Origin of the sequence: Stenotrophomonas sp. CASM106, assembly GCF_049384825.1 — a bacterium.
GTDB lineage: Bacteria > Pseudomonadota > Gammaproteobacteria > Xanthomonadales > Xanthomonadaceae > Stenotrophomonas > Stenotrophomonas muris.
In genome coordinates, this window is record NZ_JBMRFS010000005.1 from 60553 (window position 1) to 79435 (window position 18883).

The following is an 18883-nucleotide window of genomic DNA, read 5'->3' on the forward strand; positions in this document are numbered from 1 at the left end:
CATGGCGCAGATCCTGCACTTCCATGATCTACAACGGATCTGCGCCCCTGACGGTCCGCCCCCAACACCAACCACGGTGGAGCGGTGGGCGGACGCTCAAGGGATTCTGTATAAGTACGACCGGCGCGGGCGCATCTGGACCACGGTGGAGGCCATTAACGCGGCCTTGGGTCTGCCCGGCGCAACGGCACTGCCACACGAAACGACACTGCTGGAACTGGTTTGATGACACGTGGTCGAAAAAGGAAGTTCAACCCGGAGATCCCTGGTCACATTGACCAGGGATCGCTGCCGCGCGGCCTTTACTGGGAGGATGGGCGCTGGTACGTGCTTTCCCCTCACCCCGAGGGCATTGGCCGAATCAAGACAACTGTGGCCAACGGCAACGCTCGCCTGTCGGACCTGCACGCGATCATGGAAGCGCGTGGCGGTGGCAGTCTGCGCGGCTCGCTCAATCACCTGACCGAGATTTTCAAGAAGTCCAGCGAGTATCTGGACCTCTCTACCAAGTCACGGCAAGGGTACGACTACTGCGCTGCGAAGGCTTGCGGATACCTGCTGCGTGACGGTCGCCGGCTTGGCGAGCAGCGTGTAGAGCAGCTTTCGGTGCCAGTACTGCAGCGCGTAGTGGAAACGCTGGCCACTGGCCGAGCGGCCATCGGAAAGCTACCGGGGGTCCCAGCGACCCCGGCAGCGGCCAACCGCGTCGCCAGTTACTTACGACGTCTCTTTGCATGGGGCATCCGACACGGTCACTGCACCACCAACCCCGCTGACGGCATCCGCAAGGTACGTGAGAGGCGCGACGCGCGCATGCCTGACCACGATTCTTTCGACGCGGTGCTGCGATTCGCACGCACGTGCGCGAGCCGGCAGGCGCATACCGCTGGCAGCTGTCCGCCCTATCTCCCCGCAGTTATGGTGCTGGCCTATGCGGTCCGCCTACGCGGCATTGAGGTGAACACTCTCACCGACGCCAACCTGCAAACGGATGGCATTCGCAGCAATCGCCGAAAAGGGTCGCGCGACAACGTGACGCTGTGGACCAAGGATCTGCGCGCGGCCGTGAAGTGGCTACAGTCCTACCGGGACGAACGGATGAAGGCGCATGGGCGGCCGGTACCGATCAAACCGGAGCAGCGACGCCTTCTCGTTTCGGAGTCCGGCACCCCGCTCACGAAATCAGCCCTCGACAGCGCCTGGCAACGCCTGGTCCGCCGCGCGATTGCGGAGGACGTGATTGAGAAGGACCGGCGTTTCGCGCTCCACGGCCTAAAACATCGGGGAATCACGGACAGCGAGGACAAGGCCGCTGGCGGCCACGTGACCGAGGCCATGCGTCAGCTGTACGACCATTCCGTACCGGTGGTAAAAGCGGCCGTGAAACCAAAAAAAAGTCGCTAATTTTCCCGGTAATTTTCCCGGTAGACGTAAAAAGGCCAGCGCACCGCGCTGGCCTTTTTCGTTGAAACCCCTGTTTTAAAGGCGTTTCGACACTTCCCGAGTGGTGCCGCTTATCCGAATCGAACGGATGACCTACTGTTTACAAGACAGTTGCTCTACCAACTGAGCTAAAGCGGCATGAGTGGTGCACCGGCGGCATCGCCGTGGTCCGGGGATTCTAGCGCAACCGCGTGCATTCCAGCGACCGGCTCTGTGCCGCCCCGCTGCGCTGCTGGGCCTGGGCCGGCTGCGTGCCCGCCGCCAGCTGTCCTTCCAGCCACCATTGGCCGGCGTCGCCGCTGGCCACCAGGCGCGGCTGGAAGCCGGCGGCCTGCACCGCTGCCATGCGGCGCTCGGCGCCTTCGCGGTTGCGGTACTGGCCCAGCGCCACCGCGTTGGCCTCCTCGCCCTGGCTGATGATGTAGTAGTCGCTCAGGCCGGCGGCGACGATACGTTTCACGGTGGCCTGCGCTTCATCACGGTTGGCGGCGGCCGGCAGCATCACCCGGTAACGGGCGCTGCCGCTGGCAGCGGGCTGTTCGCGCAGGCGCGCCTGGCTGAGCAGCGCGCCGGCCTTGCCTTGCGCAGTGGTCGCGGCGGCGCGGTCGGCGAACGGACCCAGCGCGACGCAGCGCGGCGGCTCGGCGGCCGCGGGCGGGGTTACGGGCTTTTCCGGTGCCGGAACGGGGGCAGGCGGTGTTGCCGGCTTGGCGGCGGCAGCAACCGGCGTAGCGTCAGCCGTCTGCGGCTTGGGAATTTCCGGCTTGGCCGGCACGGCCGGCGCGGGTGCAGGCGTCGCAGCCACTGCGGTCTTCGCGGCCGGTTCGCGCTCCATCAGCGGTGCGGTCGGGGCGGCGGCGGTGACCTCGGCTGCGGCATTGGCATCCGCGCCACCGGGCACCCAGCGCAGCTCGGCCACACCAGCGGGTTGCGGCAGCGGCGCAGGCTTCTGCGGTGCATCGCGCAGCAGCCACCAGCAGGCGACGCCAAGATTGAGAACGGCCAGTACGACGATCAGGGCACGGGTCAGCATGCGCGGATACTAGCCTGCGGGCTGGTGCACCGCCCAGCGGGCGAGGCCATCCAGCACCAGCGAGGGGTGGTAATCGGCGCCGGGCAGCAACGGCATCAGTGCCGGTGCGCCGCCACCGTGCACCAGCAGCGAGGGCGCTACGCCCAGCAGCGCGTGCGCCTGCTGCGCACTGCGTTCAATCAGCGCCACCGCAGCGCCATCGCAACCGGAGGCCAGCGCATCGGCGGTGTCGTTGGCGAACTCGCTGTAGTCGCCGCCGGTGGCCGGCAGCTGCACGGCGCGGGCGTGCAGCGCTTCGCGCATGGTCGTGGGCGACGCGGAAATGCGGCCACCATGGTGCTGGCCGTCGGCGTCGAGCAGGTCAAGCGTCAGCGCGGTGCCCACGCCGACCACCAGCACCGGGCGCTGTGCCTTTGCGGCAGCCAGCAGGGCCAGGAAGCGGTCGACGCCGAACTTTTCCGGCTTGGCATAGGCAATGCGGACGCCGGCGCATTCGGCGCTGGTGCGCACCACGTGCACGTTTTCGAAGCGGCGTTGCAGCTGGTCAAGCATGGCGCTGGTCAGCGAGGGTGCGGCCACGCTGGCCACGAACGCGGTGGTACCGCTGGGCAGGCTGTGCGGCGGCTGCCCGGCCATGCCTTCGGCGCCATGCGCCCAGGCCTGCACGTCACCGGCACGATCTCCCTGCAACGGCGCGAACTTGAAGCGCGAGTTGCCGAGGTCGAACAACCAATCGCTCATGCTGCCCTCACGCTGACTTCGCCGGCGTGCAGCAGGCGCTCCTGGCCATCGATGCGCACGCGCAATGCGCCGTCATCGGCCAGGCCAAGCGCGGTACCGTGCTGCCACTGCCCGTCCAGTTCCACGCGTACTTCGCGGCCGGCCAGCATGTCGAAGGCGGCGTAGCGCGGCAGGAACGGAGCGAGGCCTTCGCGATCGAATTCCTCCAGCGCCGGCAGCAGACGGGCCAGCACGGCGGCAACGACCACGTTGCGGTCCACCGGCTTCCCGGCCAGGGTGTCCAGGTCCACCCACGGCTGGCTGATCTGCTCGGCGAACGACGGCGGCATGTGCGTGTTGATGCCGATGCCGATCACCGCGCGCGCCGGGCCGGCGTATTCGCCACCGCCCTCTGCGAGCAGGCCGACCAGCTTGCGCTTGCCATCGACGATCAGGTCGTTCGGCCACTTCAGCTGTGCCTGGGCATAGCCCAGGTCGTGCAGCGCTTCAGCCACGGCGATGCCGGCCACCAGGCTCAGCCCGGCCAGGCGGCCGAGGCCACCGGAGTACAGGCGCAGCACCGACAGGTAGATATGCGCGGCCAGCGGCGAGGCCCAGGTGCGGCCACGACGGCCACGGCCACCGGTCTGGCGTTCGGCCAGCAGCACGCTGACCCCGCGCTGGGGCGCGCTGCACCGCAGCAATTCAGCATTGGTGGAGTCCACCGTCCAGGCCACCTGCAGGTCGTGCAGCAGCGGCAGGACCCCGGCCGGCAGGCCACCACGGATCGCCGCCGGGTCCAGCAGGTCAACCGGGCGGGTCAGGCCATAGCCCTCGCCGGCACGGCCCTCGACATCCACACCGGCGGCCCTAAGCCCTTGAATACGCTTCCAAATAGCCGCACGGGTCTGGCCCAGCTCACGGGCCAGGGCGTCGCCGGACAGGCGACCGGCAGCGAGTTTGGCCAGCAATTGGCGATCGTCCACGGCAGCTTCCACGAAGTCAGGCAGGAATTATGCGGGAAAGCCGCCAGCGACGCCCGCCACGCTGGGTTCCGCGGGGGCTTCCAACGGGGCGCCGGGTTCGGGCTAGAATCGGGAACTCACCCTCCCTTAACGTGGATGTCGTCAATGCGCCGTTATGCCCATTGCCTGATCCTGCTGATGATGCCCTTCGCGGCGTCTGCGACGGCAGCGCTGGACGACAGCCGCGGCGCCTGCGTGTCCTCCAACGGTGATGCCGCCTCGCAGCGCGCGCCGACCGCGACTGCCTCGGCTGCGACCACCAAGCCGGCACCGGTACGCCCTGCGGCCAGCAGTGCCACCAGCACCGGGGGCGGCGGCAGCGACGATGACGTGCTGCAGCGCATCCGTGCGCCGAAGTGGCACAGCTACCTGCCGGGAATGTTCCGCTGATCAAGTCGTTGCTGCAGTGGCTGCGGCCTACGCCGCGGCCGATCGACGATGCACTGTGGGAACACGCCTGCCGCCGCGCGGCCTGGCTGCACGGACTGGACGACGAACGCCGCGCGCGCCTGCGCGCACTGGCTACGCGCTTCCTGCACGAGAAGACCATCACCCCGATCGGTGAGCTGCAGCTGCAGGCCGGTGACGGCGTGCTGCTGGCCGCGCTGTGCTGCCTGCCGCTGCTGGCGTTCGGTGAGGTGGGCCTGGAGGGCTGGTCGCAGCTGATCGTCTACCCCGATGCCTTCCGCGTGCACCGCAGCCACATGGATGCGGCTGGCGTGCTGCACGAGTGGGATGACGAGCTGATCGGCGAGTCGTGGGACAGCGGTCCGTTGATCCTGTCCTGGGCCGATGTGCAGGCCGACCTGGCGGCGCCGCACGAGGGCTACTGCGTGGCGGTGCACGAGATGGTGCACAAGCTGGATGCGCTCGATGGTGCGATGGACGGTACGCCGCCGCTGCCGCGCGAATGGCAGCGCGAGTGGGCGGGCACGTTCCAGCGCGCCTACGACGCGTTCTGTGCGCAGGTGGACGCAGGCGAAGAGACGCTGATCGATCCGTATGCGGCCGAGGCGCCGGAAGAGTTCTTCGCGGTGGCCAGCGAGTACCACTTCTCGGCACCGGATCTGCTGCAGCAGGCGTTGCCGGAGGTGGCGGCGCAGCTGCGACGGTTCTACGGCGAGCCGCCCAGGATCGCAATGCGGTAGTGCCGGCCGCTGGCCGGCAACCCCATGATCTTCGATGGCATTGCTTGGTTGCCGGCCAGCGGCCAGCACTACCGATCAACGAGGCTTACGGCCCTGGCGGCAGGCGCACTTCGAAGCGGGCGCCGCCCAGTTCGGCCGAACGGCCCACGGTCAGTTCGCCGCGGTAATCCTTGATCAGGTCCTGCACGATCGACAGGCCGATGCCGTGGCCCTGCACGCGCTCGTCGCCACGCACGCCACGCTGCAGCACCTTGCCGATGTCGTCCGGGGCAATGCCCGGGCCGTCGTCATCCACCGCCAGCAGCAGGCCGGCGCGGCGCGCGTTCGGGGCCGGCAGCGGCTGCGCGGTCAGCAGCACGCGGCGGTTGGCCCACTTGAAGGCGTTCTCCAGCAGGTTGCCGAGCAGTTCCTGCAGGTCGCCCGGTTCGCCGTGGAAGCGCGCTGCCGGATCGATGTCGAACTCGCACAGCACGCCCTTGGAGGCGTAGACCTTCTCCAGGCCACGTACGATTTCCTCGGCGTTGGACTCGATCGGCAGCGGCGCGGAGAACAGCTTGTGGCCCGACGAGGCCGCGCGTGCCAGCTGGTACGAAACCAGGTTGTTCATGCGCTGCAGCTGCACGTCCAGTTCCTCACGCAGCGCGCCGTCGCCGGCACCACTGTCCATCTGCGTGCGCAACACCGCAATCGGCGTTTTCAGGCTGTGCGCCAGGTCGGCCAGGGTGTTGCGCTGGCGCTCGAGGTTCTCGCGCTCGCTTTCGATGAAGGCGTTGATGCTGTCGGTCAGCGGTTCCAGCTCGCGCGGGTGGCGCTCGCTCATGCGCTCGGTCTCGCCGCGCTGCACCTTGGTCAACTCGGTGATCACCCGGCGCAACGGGCGCAGGCTCCACTGCAGGATGACGGTCTGCAGCAGCAGCAGGATCAGGCCGATGCCGCCCAGGTAGAACCAGACGCGGCCACGGAACACGCGCAGCTGGGCACCCAGCGCGCGCGAGTCTTCCATCACATAGATGGTGTACGGGAATTCGGTGGCAGGATCGGCGTCGGCGCCCCAGACCAGGCCGAGGCCGTAGCGGTACACCGAGCCTTGGCTGCCATCGATCTGGATCATCGGCAGCGGGCCTTCGAACACCTCCTGGCGCGGTGCCAGCAGGCCGCCGCCGACGGTGGGCAGCATCGGGCCTTCAGCGGACATCGAATTGCCCTTGCCGTGCGGCATCACTACCTGCAGGTACAGGCCACTGCCGGGCACGTCGAAGCGGGAATCCGGCGGCTGCTCGCGGATGTACAGCGAGCGGTCGCGGGTGAAGTCGATGCCGGCCGCGTAGGAGGTGGCGTAGTTCTTCAGGCGCTCACGCAGGTTCGCCTTCGCCGTGTCGGCGAAGGCGGCGTCGAGCGCGTAACCGGCCAGGGCCAGGAACGCCACCAGGCCCACGGACGCGGCGAGCATCTGGCGCGCCTGCAGTGAGCGCGGCCGCCAGCGTCGGAAGAACCACAGACGGCCGGACATCGTGTTATCGCCAGGGTGAGCCGGCTCAGCCCTCGTTGCGCGGGATCGCGAAACGGTAGCCGCGACCGCGTACGGTCTCGATCGGCTTCAGTTCGCCATCCGGGTCCAGCTTCTTGCGCAGGCGGCCGATGAACACTTCCAGCACGTTCGAGTCGCGGTCGAAGTCCTGCTGGTAGATGTGCTCGGTGAGGTCGGCCTTGGAGACCAGTTCACCGGCATGCATCATCAGGTACTCCAGCACCTTGTACTCGTAGCTGGTCAGGTCGACATTGCTGCCGGCCACGCTGACGGTCTGGGCGGCGAGGTCCAATGCGACCGGGCCGCATTCCAGGGTCGGCTTGCTCCAGCCGGCGGCGCGGCGCAGCAACGCGTTGACGCGGGCCAGCAGCTCTTCGACGTGGAACGGCTTGACCAGGTAATCGTCGGCACCCTGCTTCAGGCCCTCGACCTTGTCCTGCCAGCTCGAACGCGCGGTCAGGATCAGCACCGGGAACTTCTTGCCTTCATCACGCAGGGCCTTGATCAGCTCCATGCCCGACATCTTGGGCAGGCCGAGGTCGATGATGCCGACATCGAACGGAACTTCGCGCCCCATGTAGAGGCCTTCCTCGCCGTCCTGCGCAGCATCGACGGCAAAGCCTTCGCGCTTGAGCCGGGCTGCCAGGGTCTCACGCAGCGGGGCTTCGTCTTCGACCAGAAGGATACGCATGAACTCTCCCTAGTGTCCTGGGTGTGGCCCGGAGGCCTGTGGGGTACGGGTTGATAGCGACAACTATCCCTGTTCAGGGGTTATCGCCGCGTAGTGATGACATATCCGACCGCGGCGTGCGCGGCTGTGAACGCGACGGGGCGGGGTCGTCCATATAGCGGACCCGGCCCCGGTCGTCCATGTACTTCACCCGGTTGATATCACGACCATCGAACGGCACGCGCTCGGCACCGAGGATGTGACCACCCGTGGTGCGCTGCACGCGGCGCACGGCATCGGACAGCGAACGCTCGTCGCCACGGTTGCCGCGCTCGCCCCGCTCCATCATCTCCGCACGCCCCTGCTCACCCCGCGGCGGCTGCTGTGCCAGCGCCGACGACAGCGGCACGGCCGATAGGACCACGCAGGTGGCCAGGGCAATGCGGCGATGGAAGGGAGCGGAAGACATCGATGCGATCCTAGCCGAGCACGGCGATTCGTTCAAAAGTCGTAAATCCGGATGCCGGGTTCGGGGCCCGGCGCTTCACAAATCCTTTGCAAATTCTTGGTTTGGGGCAGTGAATCCGGTCTGAACTTTTCCGGCCGCGACCCCGCGATGTTCAGCTAGGTGAACATTCGGAACGAATCGCCGCGCCTTGTCAAGTCAGGAATGTGACAACGGTCACGCTGCGGCGCGATCAGCGTCGCGTTCGGTCGCGGCAAGCGCCTGCTCGACCAGGTTCCAATCGGCGCCCGGGCGGTGTGCGCCCTCGCTCAGCACCTGGCGGAATGCGCGGCCACCGGGCTGGCCATGGAACAGGCCGAGCAGGTGGCGGGTGATGTGCTTCAGCGCCAGGCCTTCGCCCAGGCGCGCTTCCACGTAGGGGCGCAGCGCGCGCAGCAGGTCGCCGCGGGCCTGCAGCGGGGCGCCAGTCTGCAGCGCCTCCAGCTGATGCAGCAGGTAGGGATCGTGGTAGGCCGCGCGGCCCAGCATCACGCCATCGACGTGCGCGGCCTGCGCCTGCACCACCTCGACGCTGGCCAGGCCGCCGTTGAGCACCACCGGCAGCGCCGGGCGCTCCTGCTTCAGCCGGTAGGCCCAGTCGTACTTCAGCGGCGGAACCTCGCGGTTCTCCTTCGGCGACAGGCCCTTCAGCCACGCGTTGCGCGCGTGCACCACCACCATCGCGGCACCTGCGGCGACCTGGCGGTCGACGAAGGCGGCGAACACGTCGTAGTCATTGTCCTCGTCCACGCCCAGGCGGCACTTCACCGTCACCGGGATCTCGACGGCATCGACCATCGCCGCCACGCACTCGGCCACGAGCCTCGGCTCGCGCATCAGGCAGGCGCCGAAGCGCCCGGCCTGCACGCGGTCGGACGGGCAGCCGCAGTTGAGGTTGACCTCGTCGTAGCCCCAGTCGGCAGCGATGCGCGCAGCCTGCGCCAGCAGCGCGGGATCGCTGCCCCCCAGCTGCAGCGCCAGCGGCTGTTCACTGCGGTCGAAGCCGAGCAGGCGCGCGCGATCGCCGTGGATGACCGCGTTGGCGTGCACCATTTCCGTGTACAAGCGCACACCCGGTGCCAGCACGCGATGGAACACGCGGCAATGGCGATCGGTCCAGTCCATCATGGGGGCAACGGACAGGCGCAGGGAATCGGCGTAACGGGCGGTGGCGGACGGCATCGGGGTGTTGATCGTGGAGACTGGCATTGCCAGTGAGATCAATAGTTTACACCGGACGGCTGAATGGCGGCGGGTGGCTCCGGGGCTGGCCGCTCGACCGGCCCCGGGGACACCGCGTGGCTTACAACCCGCGGTTGCGCACCTGTTCCTGCTGCTGTTCCTGCGCACGCTGGTTGAACTGACTGTCCAGCGCTTCGCTCTGCCGGCTGCTGGCCTCGACCGAGTGCGACACCGCCTGCTGGCGGTCGACGAAGGTCCGCTGCGCTGCCGGGTCACCCAGCTCGCCCTGCACCGCGAACAGGCCGGTGCCGTCCGGGCGGGCCACGACATGGTCGATCTGGCGCATGCCGGACACCTTGCTTTCGTAGGCCAGCTGGCCAGCCGCTCGTTCGGCTTCCTGCGGGTTGGCGAACAGCGGCTTCAGGCCGGCCTGGGCGCGCTGCTGTTCGAGCGCCTGCAGCCTGTCCAAAGCCTGGCCGAAGCGCGCGTTGTCGGCATGCCCGGCGTCGCGCATGCTGGCCGGCGCTGCAGGTTCGGCCTGGGCCGGTGCCGCCGGCGCGATACCGGCCTTCACCGCGTTGGGCGCATCGACCTGCGCCAGGGTCCTGCGGCCGGCCTTGCCATCGTCGTCCAGGCCATTGTTGGCCTGGAACTGCTTGACCGCTGCAAAGGTGTCCTTGCCATACACGCCATCGGCGTGCAGCGGCTTGCCGTCGGCCCCGGCGTAGCCCAGCGCCGCCAGCTTGCCCTGCAGGGCCTTGACCTCATCGCCGCGCTCGCCCTGCTTCAGCACGCCATCGGCCATCGGCGCCTGCTGTGCACTGCGTGCGGCCTGCGCGGCCTCGGGGCCCTGCGCGTGGACCTTGCCGCCCAGGGTGATGCGGTCGTTGAGCATGTCACCCAGGAACCTGCGGTACTGATCGGGCTCGAGCTCGATATGCGCGTGCACGGCGCCCGGGGTACCGGCATCGGACTGGCGGATCAACGGCGCACCGTACTCGACGAAATCACCGGTCCTGTAAGGGGTGGTTCCACGCGCACCGTGCAGCACCTGCCCGACCAGTTCGCGCTGCGGATGCCCGGCCGGATGGCTCCAGATGCTGATCGAATTCCACTTGTCATTGTTGACCTGCACATACCCGGCGACCGGATTGGGAATCATCACCTCCCGGTCGCCGCGCGCATTGCTCAGGATCAGATCCTTGTGCACCAGCGGGATGCCGTTGCGATCACCGCGGGTCCGTACCGTCTCCAGTTCGCCCTCGACCATGGCCGACGGGCGGTCAGCCTTGGCGGCATTGCCGGTGCGCACGGCCTCGGCGTTGGTGTTGGGGTGATGGATCTTCAGTTCGCGATAGGCATCCTCGCCACTGGTGCCATGGCGCAGTGTGCGGTTGCTGCTGCCGTTGCCAAAGGGTTCGACCACGACGATGCGCTGGCCACCGGGCGCGGCGGCGGCATCGGGTTCCCGCGCAGTCGCGGGTGCGGGTGCCGCAGCAGGAGTGACCGGTGCAGGCGTGGCCGGTGCCACAGGCTGCGCCGGCGTGTGCTCGCGTACCGCCGTATCCAGGGCCTGCAGGGTCTGCCGGCCCGCCTTGCCATCGACGGTCAGCCCATGCGCCTGCTGGAACTCGCGCACTGCATGCTCGGTATTGGCACCGTAGTGGCTATCGGCTGTCAGCGGTTGCCCGTTGCGACCGGTATGGCCGGCCTGGATCAGCTTGGCCTGCAGGGCCTGGACCTCGGTACCGCGCTCGCCGGGTGCCAGCACGCCGTCGGCCATCGCCGATGCGGCCGCACGCTGGCCGCGCTGGCCGGGCTCAGGTTCACCGAACACCTGCTGGTAATCCTTGCCCCGGTAAGCCTCGGGGTTGTGGTTGACCTGGTCGTAGCGCGCCAGCCCGACCAGTGCGGTCTTCTCGGTGAGCGCACGATCACGCAGCGAATCCCACAGGGTGGGCGAGCTCTGGAAGTGCACCTGCACATTGGCGTGCTTGTAGTCCTGCACCGCGCGGACAATCTGCTCGTCACTCAGCTCAGTCAGCTTGAAGTCTTCGCCATAGGCCTGCTGCAGGCCCTTCTGGAACACCGACCGGGTCATGCCGCGGTACTGCACCGAGGTACTCCACAGCGCATCCTGCACGGCCGCACCACGGCCGGAGAGATCGATGCCCACATCCTTCAGGCGGCCCATCTGCACGTCGTAGTACTTGTGCTGGATGAAGTCGTGCTGGTCCCTGGCAAACCCTGCCGGATCGGCGGCCGCCACTTCCTTCCAGCGTTCGGTGAAGGCCGGGGTTCCTGCCTGCAGGCCGTTGAAGCGGTTGCCATAGCGCGAGGCGGCGACGTACTCATCCACGCCGCCAACGTTGGTGGCGTACTGGTAACTGCCATACGACACGCCGCCATGGTCGCCCCTGCCGGTGGAAACGTGGCCGGGGCCGCGACCTCCGGTTTCGAAATGCGCCGACGTCTGGCCGCGATGCCAGTTGTCCATTGCCTGCTTTGCCTGGGTCACAACATCCATTTTCCTGCACTCCTTTGCGGGGGAATTACTTCGAGGTCAGTGCCTGCAGCACGTCGGCACGGTTGGCGGTGCGATTGATCCGGCAGGACTGCGCGTCCAGCATCTGCCCCTGCCCGTCTTCGGCAGGGTTCCAGCTGCAGTAGCGATTGGTATCGGACATGTAGGCGGCCTGCTCGTCCATCAGCCTATCCTTGTCCTTGCCATCGGGACCGTCGACGATCTTCATGAAGGCCTGCTCGAGTCGCTGCTCCTGCCAGGCAAGCTCCTCATCGCCACACGCCTGCAGTGCGGGGGTCTCGCCGCCGCTGGAGTTCACGCACGTGGCGTACTGCGGCCGCAGCGTGGCTTTGTTGTAGGAATCATCCGGGCGCTGCGGCGGCATGTCCTGATCATCGGCATCGGCCGCTGTCGTGGCAGGTGCGGCGCGTGCAGGCTCTGCAGTGGCGGGCGGCGATGCGGTGGCGGGCGCGGCGGCCGCGGGGGCAACTGCCGTATCCGCCTCCGGGCTCTTGGCCTGGCATGCTGCCAGGCTGAGGCCCAGGGCCAGCGCAAGCGCGATGGCCCCGGCCCTGCCGAACGTTTCGCGGGGGGCCGCTGGAAGGTGGTTTGTTCCCTGCATTGCTTGCATCTCCTTGGCATCCAGGCACGTGGCCCGTCAACGCGGGGCCGTCCATCGGCCCCATCACGCGGGCAATGCTACGACAGCGACGGTTTCAGGTGCCTGACCGGCTTCAGAATGCGTGCGCGTCGTCTCAGACGCGAACGCGGAAGCGTCAGTGCCCGCCGCCGCCCCCGCCCACCTGTTCGATCAACGTCTGGCTGGCCGCATTCAAGCCCACCACCGTCACCTCCGCCCCATGCTTGGCAAGCTTCGGAGTCGACGCCGGGGATGAGCGAGAAGGCGATGGCCTCGGGAATCAGGGCCAGGGCGACGACCTTGCCGGACAGCAGACCATCACGAATCTTGCCGAGCCATTGCTGGTGCAGGGAGTCGGACGCTTGCGTGGGAAAACTCCGAGCGCACGCGGGCGTGGCCGCATGGCGCTGCAGTGGAAAGACACGGGTTCCTGAGCCGGGCGGGCCGGCTGCCGATGTGCGGCAAGGGTCAGGGTGGCGTGATCACTGCAGTGCGTCGTCGACGAGCGTAGGAGGGGCGCAGTCTATGGGAAGGGCCCAGGCGGCTCAAATGGCCGCCCGGGCCGGCAATCCCCGCTCAGTAGGTGTAAGCCGCAAGGACGAAGCTTGGCAGACGCGAGGCGAACGTCTGATAGGACGCTCCACTGAGGGAACGCTGGCGATTGGCAGCTTGCCGGGTGAAGTTGACGCGCATCTGCGATGCGTTCGGCGTGCTGATGGCCGCCGCATAGCGCATGTTGGTACGGATGGTGGGATTACCGCTGGGCATCGCATAGACATCGTGACAAAGGCCGATGTCTGACAGCAGGTAGGCAAGATTGTCGCCCGGGCCGTTGATCAGGTCACCGGTGAGAATGTTCTCGTTGGACATCTCGCTGGGGAGCGGCGGTCGGGCGCCAGTCGTATTGACCAGGCCCGCCATGCGCAGCGGGCGGCTGCTCATGTCCCACTGCAGCGAACCGTCGGCGTTGTAGACCTGCATGCCAGTATTGTTGCTGGGAACCGCATGTCCCCATGCCCACCATTCGAAACTGGTGGTGCCCTGGGCCATGTTCCAGCTGAAACCTGCAGTGCCGGTGGAGATCCGCGTGGAGCCGCCATTGCAGCGGATGAACACCAGGTAGGGCACGCTCTGCGCGGGCAAACTGACCGATCCACGCTGGCCCAACGGCGACGTGTTGCTACCGATGGACTCCACCCCCTTGCCTGCCGCGAAGAAGGCAAGGGCGTGTGCGTTGACCAGAACGGGGACGCCGCTGTCGTTGGTGACTTCAAGGCCGACGGTCATCAGAAACTCCCGTAGAAGACATAGGCATTGGGATTGGTGGTCGTCATGAACGTGAAGTTGAGTGTGAGGTAGTCGCCCTCGGCGGCGCCTGGTTTGTTGAAGGACATGGATGCCATGTTCGGCGCGGAGAACTGGTTTCCATTCATGTCCTGCCAGCTGTCCCAGAAGGTGCTCGGCAGGATCGCGAATGGCTGCCCCATGCCCCCCATGCCCACATAGATGCTGTCTCTGGTGCTGACGTGCATCTCACCCATTACCTTGCCGGCACGATCATTGGTGTCGAACCACATCTGCCCATCCGGGCCGAATATCTGCATACCTGTTGCCATTACCAGATCCCCATGCGGACGCGGACGCGGCCGTTGCTGTCGTAAACGTGGATGACACTGTCATTGATGGTCAGGCGGCCGCCGTTCTCGGGGCCGTTCATCGTCAACGTGCCGTTCTTGTCTAGCCTCCATCGCGGTTGCCCGCCGGCACCAACCGCATTGGACTGGATCACATCGCCGATCATGGCGTTCTGGATCCAGCCGTTGCCGATCAGTGCCTGGCTGATGAAGGTCTGCCCGCCCTGCACCACGAAGGGCGCACTGACCTGCCCGCTGTTGGTGTTGAACAGCGCGAAGCGATCAGCCTGCATCAGGATCTGGCTCTGGTAGCTGCCATCTGGCTGCTGCTCCACGCCCAGACCCATGCCGGCCATGTAGATCTGCCCGGCGCTGGTGATCTGCGCCTTGACCGTATAGGTCGCGCTGACCTTGCCATCCAGGTTCACCACGGCCTGCGAGACCTGCTGGACCGCCGCGCTCACGCCTTCGATCTTGCCCGGAACACCCTCGATGGATGCTTCGACCGTATCCACACGCTTGGCCAGCGCCGCGTCCTTCTCGGCCATCACGCTGTAGACGGTGATGGCACCGGCGCTGACATCGTTCTCGCCGACGTTGTAGTCCTCCTCGCCGGCAGTGTGGTCGCTGACCTGGGCGAACAGGCCGTCGACCTTCTGCCCCTGCGCAGCCACCTTGCCATCGACGTCGGTCACGTCCATTTCCAGCTGGTCGACACGGCCGACGATGGCGCCCGCCTCGGCGATCGCGTCGCCGATGTTCTTCCAGTGGCTGCCCGGCGGCGTCTCGTTGCCTGCAGCGGCGCCCTGCCAGCTCCAGATCCTGCCGTCGTGGATGACGGTCTGCCCTGGGCTGTAGGTTGCCTCGGCATTCCAGACCAGCGGCAGCACTTCGGTGACGCGCTCGATCTTGCCCTTCAGCTGTTGGCCCAGCGCGCTTTCGTTGATGCGGCCGGCGAAGTAGGCATCGTAGTCCGAAGGGTTGCTGCTGGACTCGCCCAGAACACCCGCCTCCACCGGATGCCACGGACCCACGTTGCCGCTGCGATCGACCAGGCGCCCCCAGAACCAGAAGCGTGCGCCCGCCGCGAGACCGTTCATCTGGTGCCGCGACTGTGGATAGGCGAAGTCGCCAAGCTTGATGGCCGCTGCGCGATCCGGGCTGGTGCTGTACCAGAGCTCCGTGCGTTCGGTATCCGTGGCGCCTGCCGGGAATTGCCAGCCCAGCTCGATGCCGAACACCCTGCTGCGCGCGGTCAGCGAGGTCAATGCCGGTGGCGGCGTCGTCTTGCCTTCAATGGTGGTGAGCATGCTGAGCGTCGGCTGCGATACGGCGCCCAGCGCATTGACCGCGCGTACGCGGGCCAGATACTCGCCTGCGTAGACGCCCCGCACTTCCAGGCTTTGCGTCCCGACGCGGCCAGCGCGGACCCAGTTGAGATCGCCACGGCGCCATTCCACGTCATAACCGATCGCCTTGTCCGCAGCATCCCACTCGATGGTGAGCACGGAGGTAGCGATGCCCTGGTCGACCACCACATGCGAGGCCATCCGCACGCTGGCCGGTGCCGGCTGCACGCTGGGCGGGATGATGCTGATCGGCGGCTGCTCCAGGCGCGTGCCATCGTCGATGGCGGCGTACTTGCCCGGCACGTGCTTGAGCGCGGTGATCTGATAGGTCAGGTCGTCGCCTTCGCTGATCGACAGCACGCGATAGTGCTGCAGGGCCAGCTCCGGCGATTCCAATGCCCAGACCGACTGCGCCACCGGCACCGCCGACCACGGCGCGCTGACGGTCAACGTCTCGCCGTCCACCGACTGCACCGTGCGTGCTTCGGTCTGCCCGCTGGGCAGGGTGGCACGCAGGGTGTCACCGGCCGCGATCTGTTCCGGCATGCGGTCCAGCACCAGGCTGCGCGCACCTGCACTGCGGATGCGACCCGCATTGCGGCGGCCGGCGCGGTTCGGGTCGGCCACCTGGATCACATCACCGGGCATGCAGCCCAGCGCATCCAGGCCCACCGAGAAGCTGATCGTCTCGGTTTCCAGCATCTCGGTATGCAGGATGTGGTTGCCCACGCGCTGCGCCTGCGAACGCGAGTGGCAGCCCACCGCCGTCACTTCGGTCTGGTTGATGCCGTAGCGGGCCACGCCAGGCAGGTGCTGCACCACTTCGACCTTCTGCCGGCCGAAGTCGTCCGGATCGATCCACGACACCAGGGCCACCGTGTGCCGCGCCGTGCGGCTGCTGCCGGCATAGTGGAAGCGCCCTTCGATGACGTTGGCCTGGCTGTAGGTCAGCACCGGGTCCTTGGGCATGTCGGCCGAGGCCATCACCTGCCCCGCCGCATAGAAACTGATGCCGCGGAACATGGTGGCGATGTCCTGCAGCACGCGGTAGGCCTCGGCGCGGGTCTGCAGATACAGGCTGCAGGTGAAGCGCGGCTCCTTGCCGCCCTGGCCATCGCTGACCAGTTCATCGCAGTAGCGCGCGATCTGGTACAGCCGCCACTTGTCCACCCAGTCCAGCGGAACACGATGGCCCAGGCCGAAGCGATCGTTGGTGACGATGTCGAAGAACACCCAGGCCGGATTGTTGGTCCAGCCACTCTTGAAGGTACCGTCCCACACACCGCTGTAGAGACGGCTGAGCGGATCGTAGTTGGAGGGGATGCGTACGATGCGGCCCCACAGCTGGTAGGACCGGGTGGGAATGTTCTGGAACTGGCTGGCATCAACCTGCACCGCCGCCAGCGCACAGTTCGGATAGCGCAGCTTGGCATCGATGATCTCGGTCATCGACAGCACGTTGATGGTATCGGCGATGGTGCTGCTGTTGGCGTTGGCGGTCAGCCGGCGGATGCGCACCTGCCACTGGCTGCCGGCAGGCAGATCGATGCGGCGGCTGCGCTCGTACTGGCTGGTGGTCTTGCCGCTGAAGGCATCGGTCAGCACCGTGCTGAACGGGCCGCCGTCGGTGGACAGATCCACCGCGTACATGATCCGGTAGCCTTCAGTATCACCGTTCTCGGTGTTGGTCTTCTGCAACGCCGGCACCGCAAAGCGGATACGGACGGCTGACAGATCGGCACCCGATACCGTGCGCACCACCGGCGCATCGCTGCGCAGCTCGACGTTGACCCCGACTTCGTTCTCGATGGAGGGGAAGCCGCTGATGTGGTCCTGGTCCTGGGTGCCGGAACGCGTCTGCACGTCCACGCCGGAGAAGTTCAGCGTGCCGTCCGGATTCTCGATCGGCACCTGGTCCAGGTAGATCGACTGCTTGCCGGCGACCAGGCCACGGATCTCGCCCTCGCTGGCGAGGTCGATGATGCGGGCCACCGCCATCGAGTGCAGGCTGTCGGCGGTTTCGACCGGGGTTCGGGCGTTGCTCGCGCCCTTCTTGGCGCCCGCCAGCACTGGCGTGGCTGCACCACGCGTGCGCGGCGTGGGATGAGTGGTCTGATTCAAAACTGGTCCTCCGCCAGGATGCCGCCGCTGATCACGGCCGAGCCGATGAACATGCCCTTGGTGTCATGGCCGCCATAGGCGACCGGCACGGGGTTGCCTTGCGCCTGCGTGTTGACGGTGCCGTTCATGCTGTAGCTGGGTGCGTTTTCGGGTGTGTCTTTGGCGCCCAGGCCTTTTGGCTGGGGGGAGAGCATCTGGGTGATCCCGCCAACCACCATGCTGACGCCGGTTGATACCAGTGCAGCTCCGCCAGCCCAAGATGTGTAGCTCCCCACAACGATCAGCACGATGCCGATGATGGTTTGCAGTACACCGCCCCGCTTGCTGCCCACCAGCACCGGCGCGATGCGGATGTCATCCTGTCCCGGCGGGTCGTGCAGCTGATCCCGCGACAGGTTCTGCCGCCCGTTGAACACGGCAAACTCCATGCCCTTGGCCTTTGCGCCCATCAGGTACTGCTGGAAGCCAGGCAGCATCGTGCACAGCGCATGCACCGCCTCGGCCGGGCTGTTCACCGCCAGCCGGAACCTGCGCCCGAAGCGCGCACCCAGCTTGCCGTACAGGCGGATCGTACGAAGACGGTCAGTCATGGCGCACCTCGCGATGGCGGACGATGCAACGGGTGCGCTCGGCCCACATGCCGCCGTACGGTACGGTCTCGGACAGGCGGCCATGCAGGTGATGCAGCATCTGCCCGTCGCCGAGGTAGATGCCCGCGTGGTTGGTGACCGGCGAGCGGATCTGCATCAGGATCATGTCGCCCCGCTGCGGCTCGCCCTCGATCAGGTCGAAGCCCTCGGCGTGCAGCCGTTCAAGGCTGTACAGGTCCTGGCCGTGGCTCCACCAGTCGTCCTGGCGTTCGTACTCGGACAGCGGGATGCCCAGTTCGCGTGCGTGGAAATCGCGGACCAGGCTGTAGCAGTCCAGCACACCGTGGGCGAACTGGCGACCGACCAACGGTGCCATGTAGCCAGTGGGATGCAGGGTCTGCAGATCACCGCACAGCGGTGCCTCGCCTGTTACCTGGCCGACGCTGACGATGTGCCAGGTCAGCCCGCTGCGCTCGCACATGACCCGATCGGCGTCGGACGGCGTTGCCGCGGCATCGGGATGGCTGTGCACCAGGGCCAGCACCTCGCCCTTGTCCTCGGCCACGGCATAGTCCTCAGCGGGCAGGCGGAAATGCTCGCTGGGCGTGGCGGCCACGTTGCGGCAGGGAAGATAGCGTTCGTGGCCTTCAATGGCCACGATCAGCCCGCAGCATTCGCGCGGGTACTCGGCCACGGCGTGCGCCTGGATGGCCTGCAGGGTTGTCGGTTGCATGTTTCACCCATGAAAAAGGCCCGCGCGGGCGGGCCTGG

At 67.0% G+C, this 18883-nt stretch carries 18 protein-coding genes and 1 tRNA gene; 4 read left to right on the forward strand and 15 right to left on the reverse strand.

Annotation, left to right across the window (positions count from 1 at the left end; translation table 11 throughout):
* Nucleotide 1 precedes the first annotated feature (1 nt).
* The gene (locus tag VG556_RS13465) at nucleotides 2–226 is read left to right on the forward strand and encodes a hypothetical protein (RefSeq protein WP_053461891.1); all 225 of its coding nucleotides are present in this window, start codon (nucleotides 2–4) and stop codon (nucleotides 224–226) included.
* On the forward strand, nucleotides 226–1404 hold the full coding sequence (locus VG556_RS13470) for an integrase (protein WP_423180019.1): 1179 nt from the start codon (nucleotides 226–228) through the stop codon (nucleotides 1402–1404). Before VG556_RS13465 ends, VG556_RS13470 begins: the two co-directional genes overlap by 1 nt.
* Before the next feature lie 101 nt (nucleotides 1405–1505).
* On the opposite strand, the gene VG556_RS13475 is transcribed toward VG556_RS13470, so the two are convergent.
* The 4 genes from VG556_RS13475 to birA form a co-directional block, all read right to left on the reverse strand.
* Nucleotides 1506–1581: transfer RNA gene (locus VG556_RS13475), tRNA-Thr, on the reverse strand.
* A gap of 40 nt (nucleotides 1582–1621) precedes the next feature.
* Nucleotides 1622–2476 carry an SPOR domain-containing protein gene (locus tag VG556_RS13480; protein WP_100450911.1) on the reverse strand — a complete coding sequence of 285 codons (855 nt, stop codon included), beginning with the start codon at nucleotides 2474–2476 and terminating at the stop codon, nucleotides 1622–1624.
* A 9-nt stretch (nucleotides 2477–2485) separates the two neighbouring features.
* Nucleotides 2486–3217, reverse strand: a complete 732-nt coding sequence (locus tag VG556_RS13485; RefSeq protein ID WP_049441835.1) for a type III pantothenate kinase — start codon at nucleotides 3215–3217, stop codon at nucleotides 2486–2488.
* A complete protein-coding gene (birA, locus tag VG556_RS13490; RefSeq protein WP_046428093.1) occupies nucleotides 3214–4182 on the reverse strand; it encodes a bifunctional biotin--[acetyl-CoA-carboxylase] ligase/biotin operon repressor BirA in 969 nt (322 codons plus the stop codon). Before birA ends, VG556_RS13485 begins: the two co-directional genes overlap by 4 nt.
* A 144-nt stretch (nucleotides 4183–4326) precedes the next feature.
* Between birA and VG556_RS13495 the strand changes: the two genes are divergently transcribed.
* Both VG556_RS13495 and VG556_RS13500 read left to right on the forward strand, forming a co-directional pair.
* Nucleotides 4327–4611, forward strand: a complete 285-nt coding sequence (locus tag VG556_RS13495) for a hypothetical protein (RefSeq protein ID WP_014645622.1) — start codon at nucleotides 4327–4329, stop codon at nucleotides 4609–4611.
* Nucleotides 4578–5369: a zinc-dependent peptidase gene (locus tag VG556_RS13500; RefSeq protein ID WP_162838513.1), complete on the forward strand. Its 792-nt coding sequence runs from the start codon at nucleotides 4578–4580 to the stop codon at nucleotides 5367–5369. Before VG556_RS13495 ends, VG556_RS13500 begins: the two co-directional genes overlap by 34 nt.
* Nucleotides 5370–5454: 85 nt before the next feature.
* Here VG556_RS13500 and VG556_RS13505 read toward each other — a convergent pair whose 3' ends face one another.
* The 11 genes from VG556_RS13505 to VG556_RS13555 form a co-directional block, all read right to left on the reverse strand.
* Nucleotides 5455–6879: a sensor histidine kinase gene (locus tag VG556_RS13505; protein WP_014645620.1), complete on the reverse strand. Its 1425-nt coding sequence runs from the start codon at nucleotides 6877–6879 to the stop codon at nucleotides 5455–5457.
* A 25-nt stretch (nucleotides 6880–6904) separates the two neighbouring features.
* Nucleotides 6905–7588, reverse strand: a complete 684-nt coding sequence (locus VG556_RS13510; RefSeq protein ID WP_004136763.1) for a response regulator transcription factor — start codon at nucleotides 7586–7588, stop codon at nucleotides 6905–6907.
* 73 nt (nucleotides 7589–7661) lie between these two features.
* A complete protein-coding gene (locus VG556_RS13515; protein ID WP_014645619.1) occupies nucleotides 7662–8036 on the reverse strand; it encodes a hypothetical protein in 375 nt (124 codons plus the stop codon).
* 213 nt (nucleotides 8037–8249) lie between these two features.
* The gene (dusA, locus tag VG556_RS13520; RefSeq protein ID WP_100450910.1) at nucleotides 8250–9281 is read right to left on the reverse strand and encodes a tRNA dihydrouridine(20/20a) synthase DusA; all 1032 of its coding nucleotides are present in this window, start codon (nucleotides 9279–9281) and stop codon (nucleotides 8250–8252) included.
* Between the two features lie 94 nt (nucleotides 9282–9375).
* Entirely contained in the window at nucleotides 9376–11781 is a 2406-nt protein-coding gene (locus VG556_RS13525; protein ID WP_100450909.1) for a peptidoglycan-binding protein, read from the reverse strand.
* A gap of 25 nt (nucleotides 11782–11806) precedes the next feature.
* Complete coding sequence (locus tag VG556_RS13530; RefSeq protein WP_014645616.1) at nucleotides 11807–12400, reverse strand: lysozyme inhibitor LprI family protein; 594 nt, start codon at nucleotides 12398–12400, stop codon at nucleotides 11807–11809.
* Nucleotides 12401–12994: 594 nt separating this feature from the next.
* Nucleotides 12995–13705, reverse strand: a complete 711-nt coding sequence (locus VG556_RS13535; protein WP_100450908.1) for a hypothetical protein — start codon at nucleotides 13703–13705, stop codon at nucleotides 12995–12997.
* Nucleotides 13705–13995: a hypothetical protein gene (locus VG556_RS13540; RefSeq protein ID WP_238381500.1), complete on the reverse strand. Its 291-nt coding sequence runs from the start codon at nucleotides 13993–13995 to the stop codon at nucleotides 13705–13707. The genes VG556_RS13535 and VG556_RS13540 overlap by 1 nt, the downstream gene beginning before the upstream one ends.
* 38 nt (nucleotides 13996–14033) lie before the next feature.
* Nucleotides 14034–17522, reverse strand: coding sequence for a host specificity protein J (locus VG556_RS13545; RefSeq protein WP_100450906.1), 3489 nt, complete (start codon nucleotides 17520–17522; stop codon nucleotides 14034–14036).
* Nucleotides 17519–18112: a tail assembly protein gene (locus VG556_RS13550; RefSeq protein WP_049405454.1), complete on the reverse strand. Its 594-nt coding sequence runs from the start codon at nucleotides 18110–18112 to the stop codon at nucleotides 17519–17521. The genes VG556_RS13545 and VG556_RS13550 overlap by 4 nt, the downstream gene beginning before the upstream one ends.
* Nucleotides 18105–18845 carry a C40 family peptidase gene (locus tag VG556_RS13555; RefSeq protein WP_014645609.1) on the reverse strand — a complete coding sequence of 247 codons (741 nt, stop codon included), beginning with the start codon at nucleotides 18843–18845 and terminating at the stop codon, nucleotides 18105–18107. Before VG556_RS13555 ends, VG556_RS13550 begins: the two co-directional genes overlap by 8 nt.
* Nucleotides 18846–18883 lie beyond the last annotated feature (38 nt).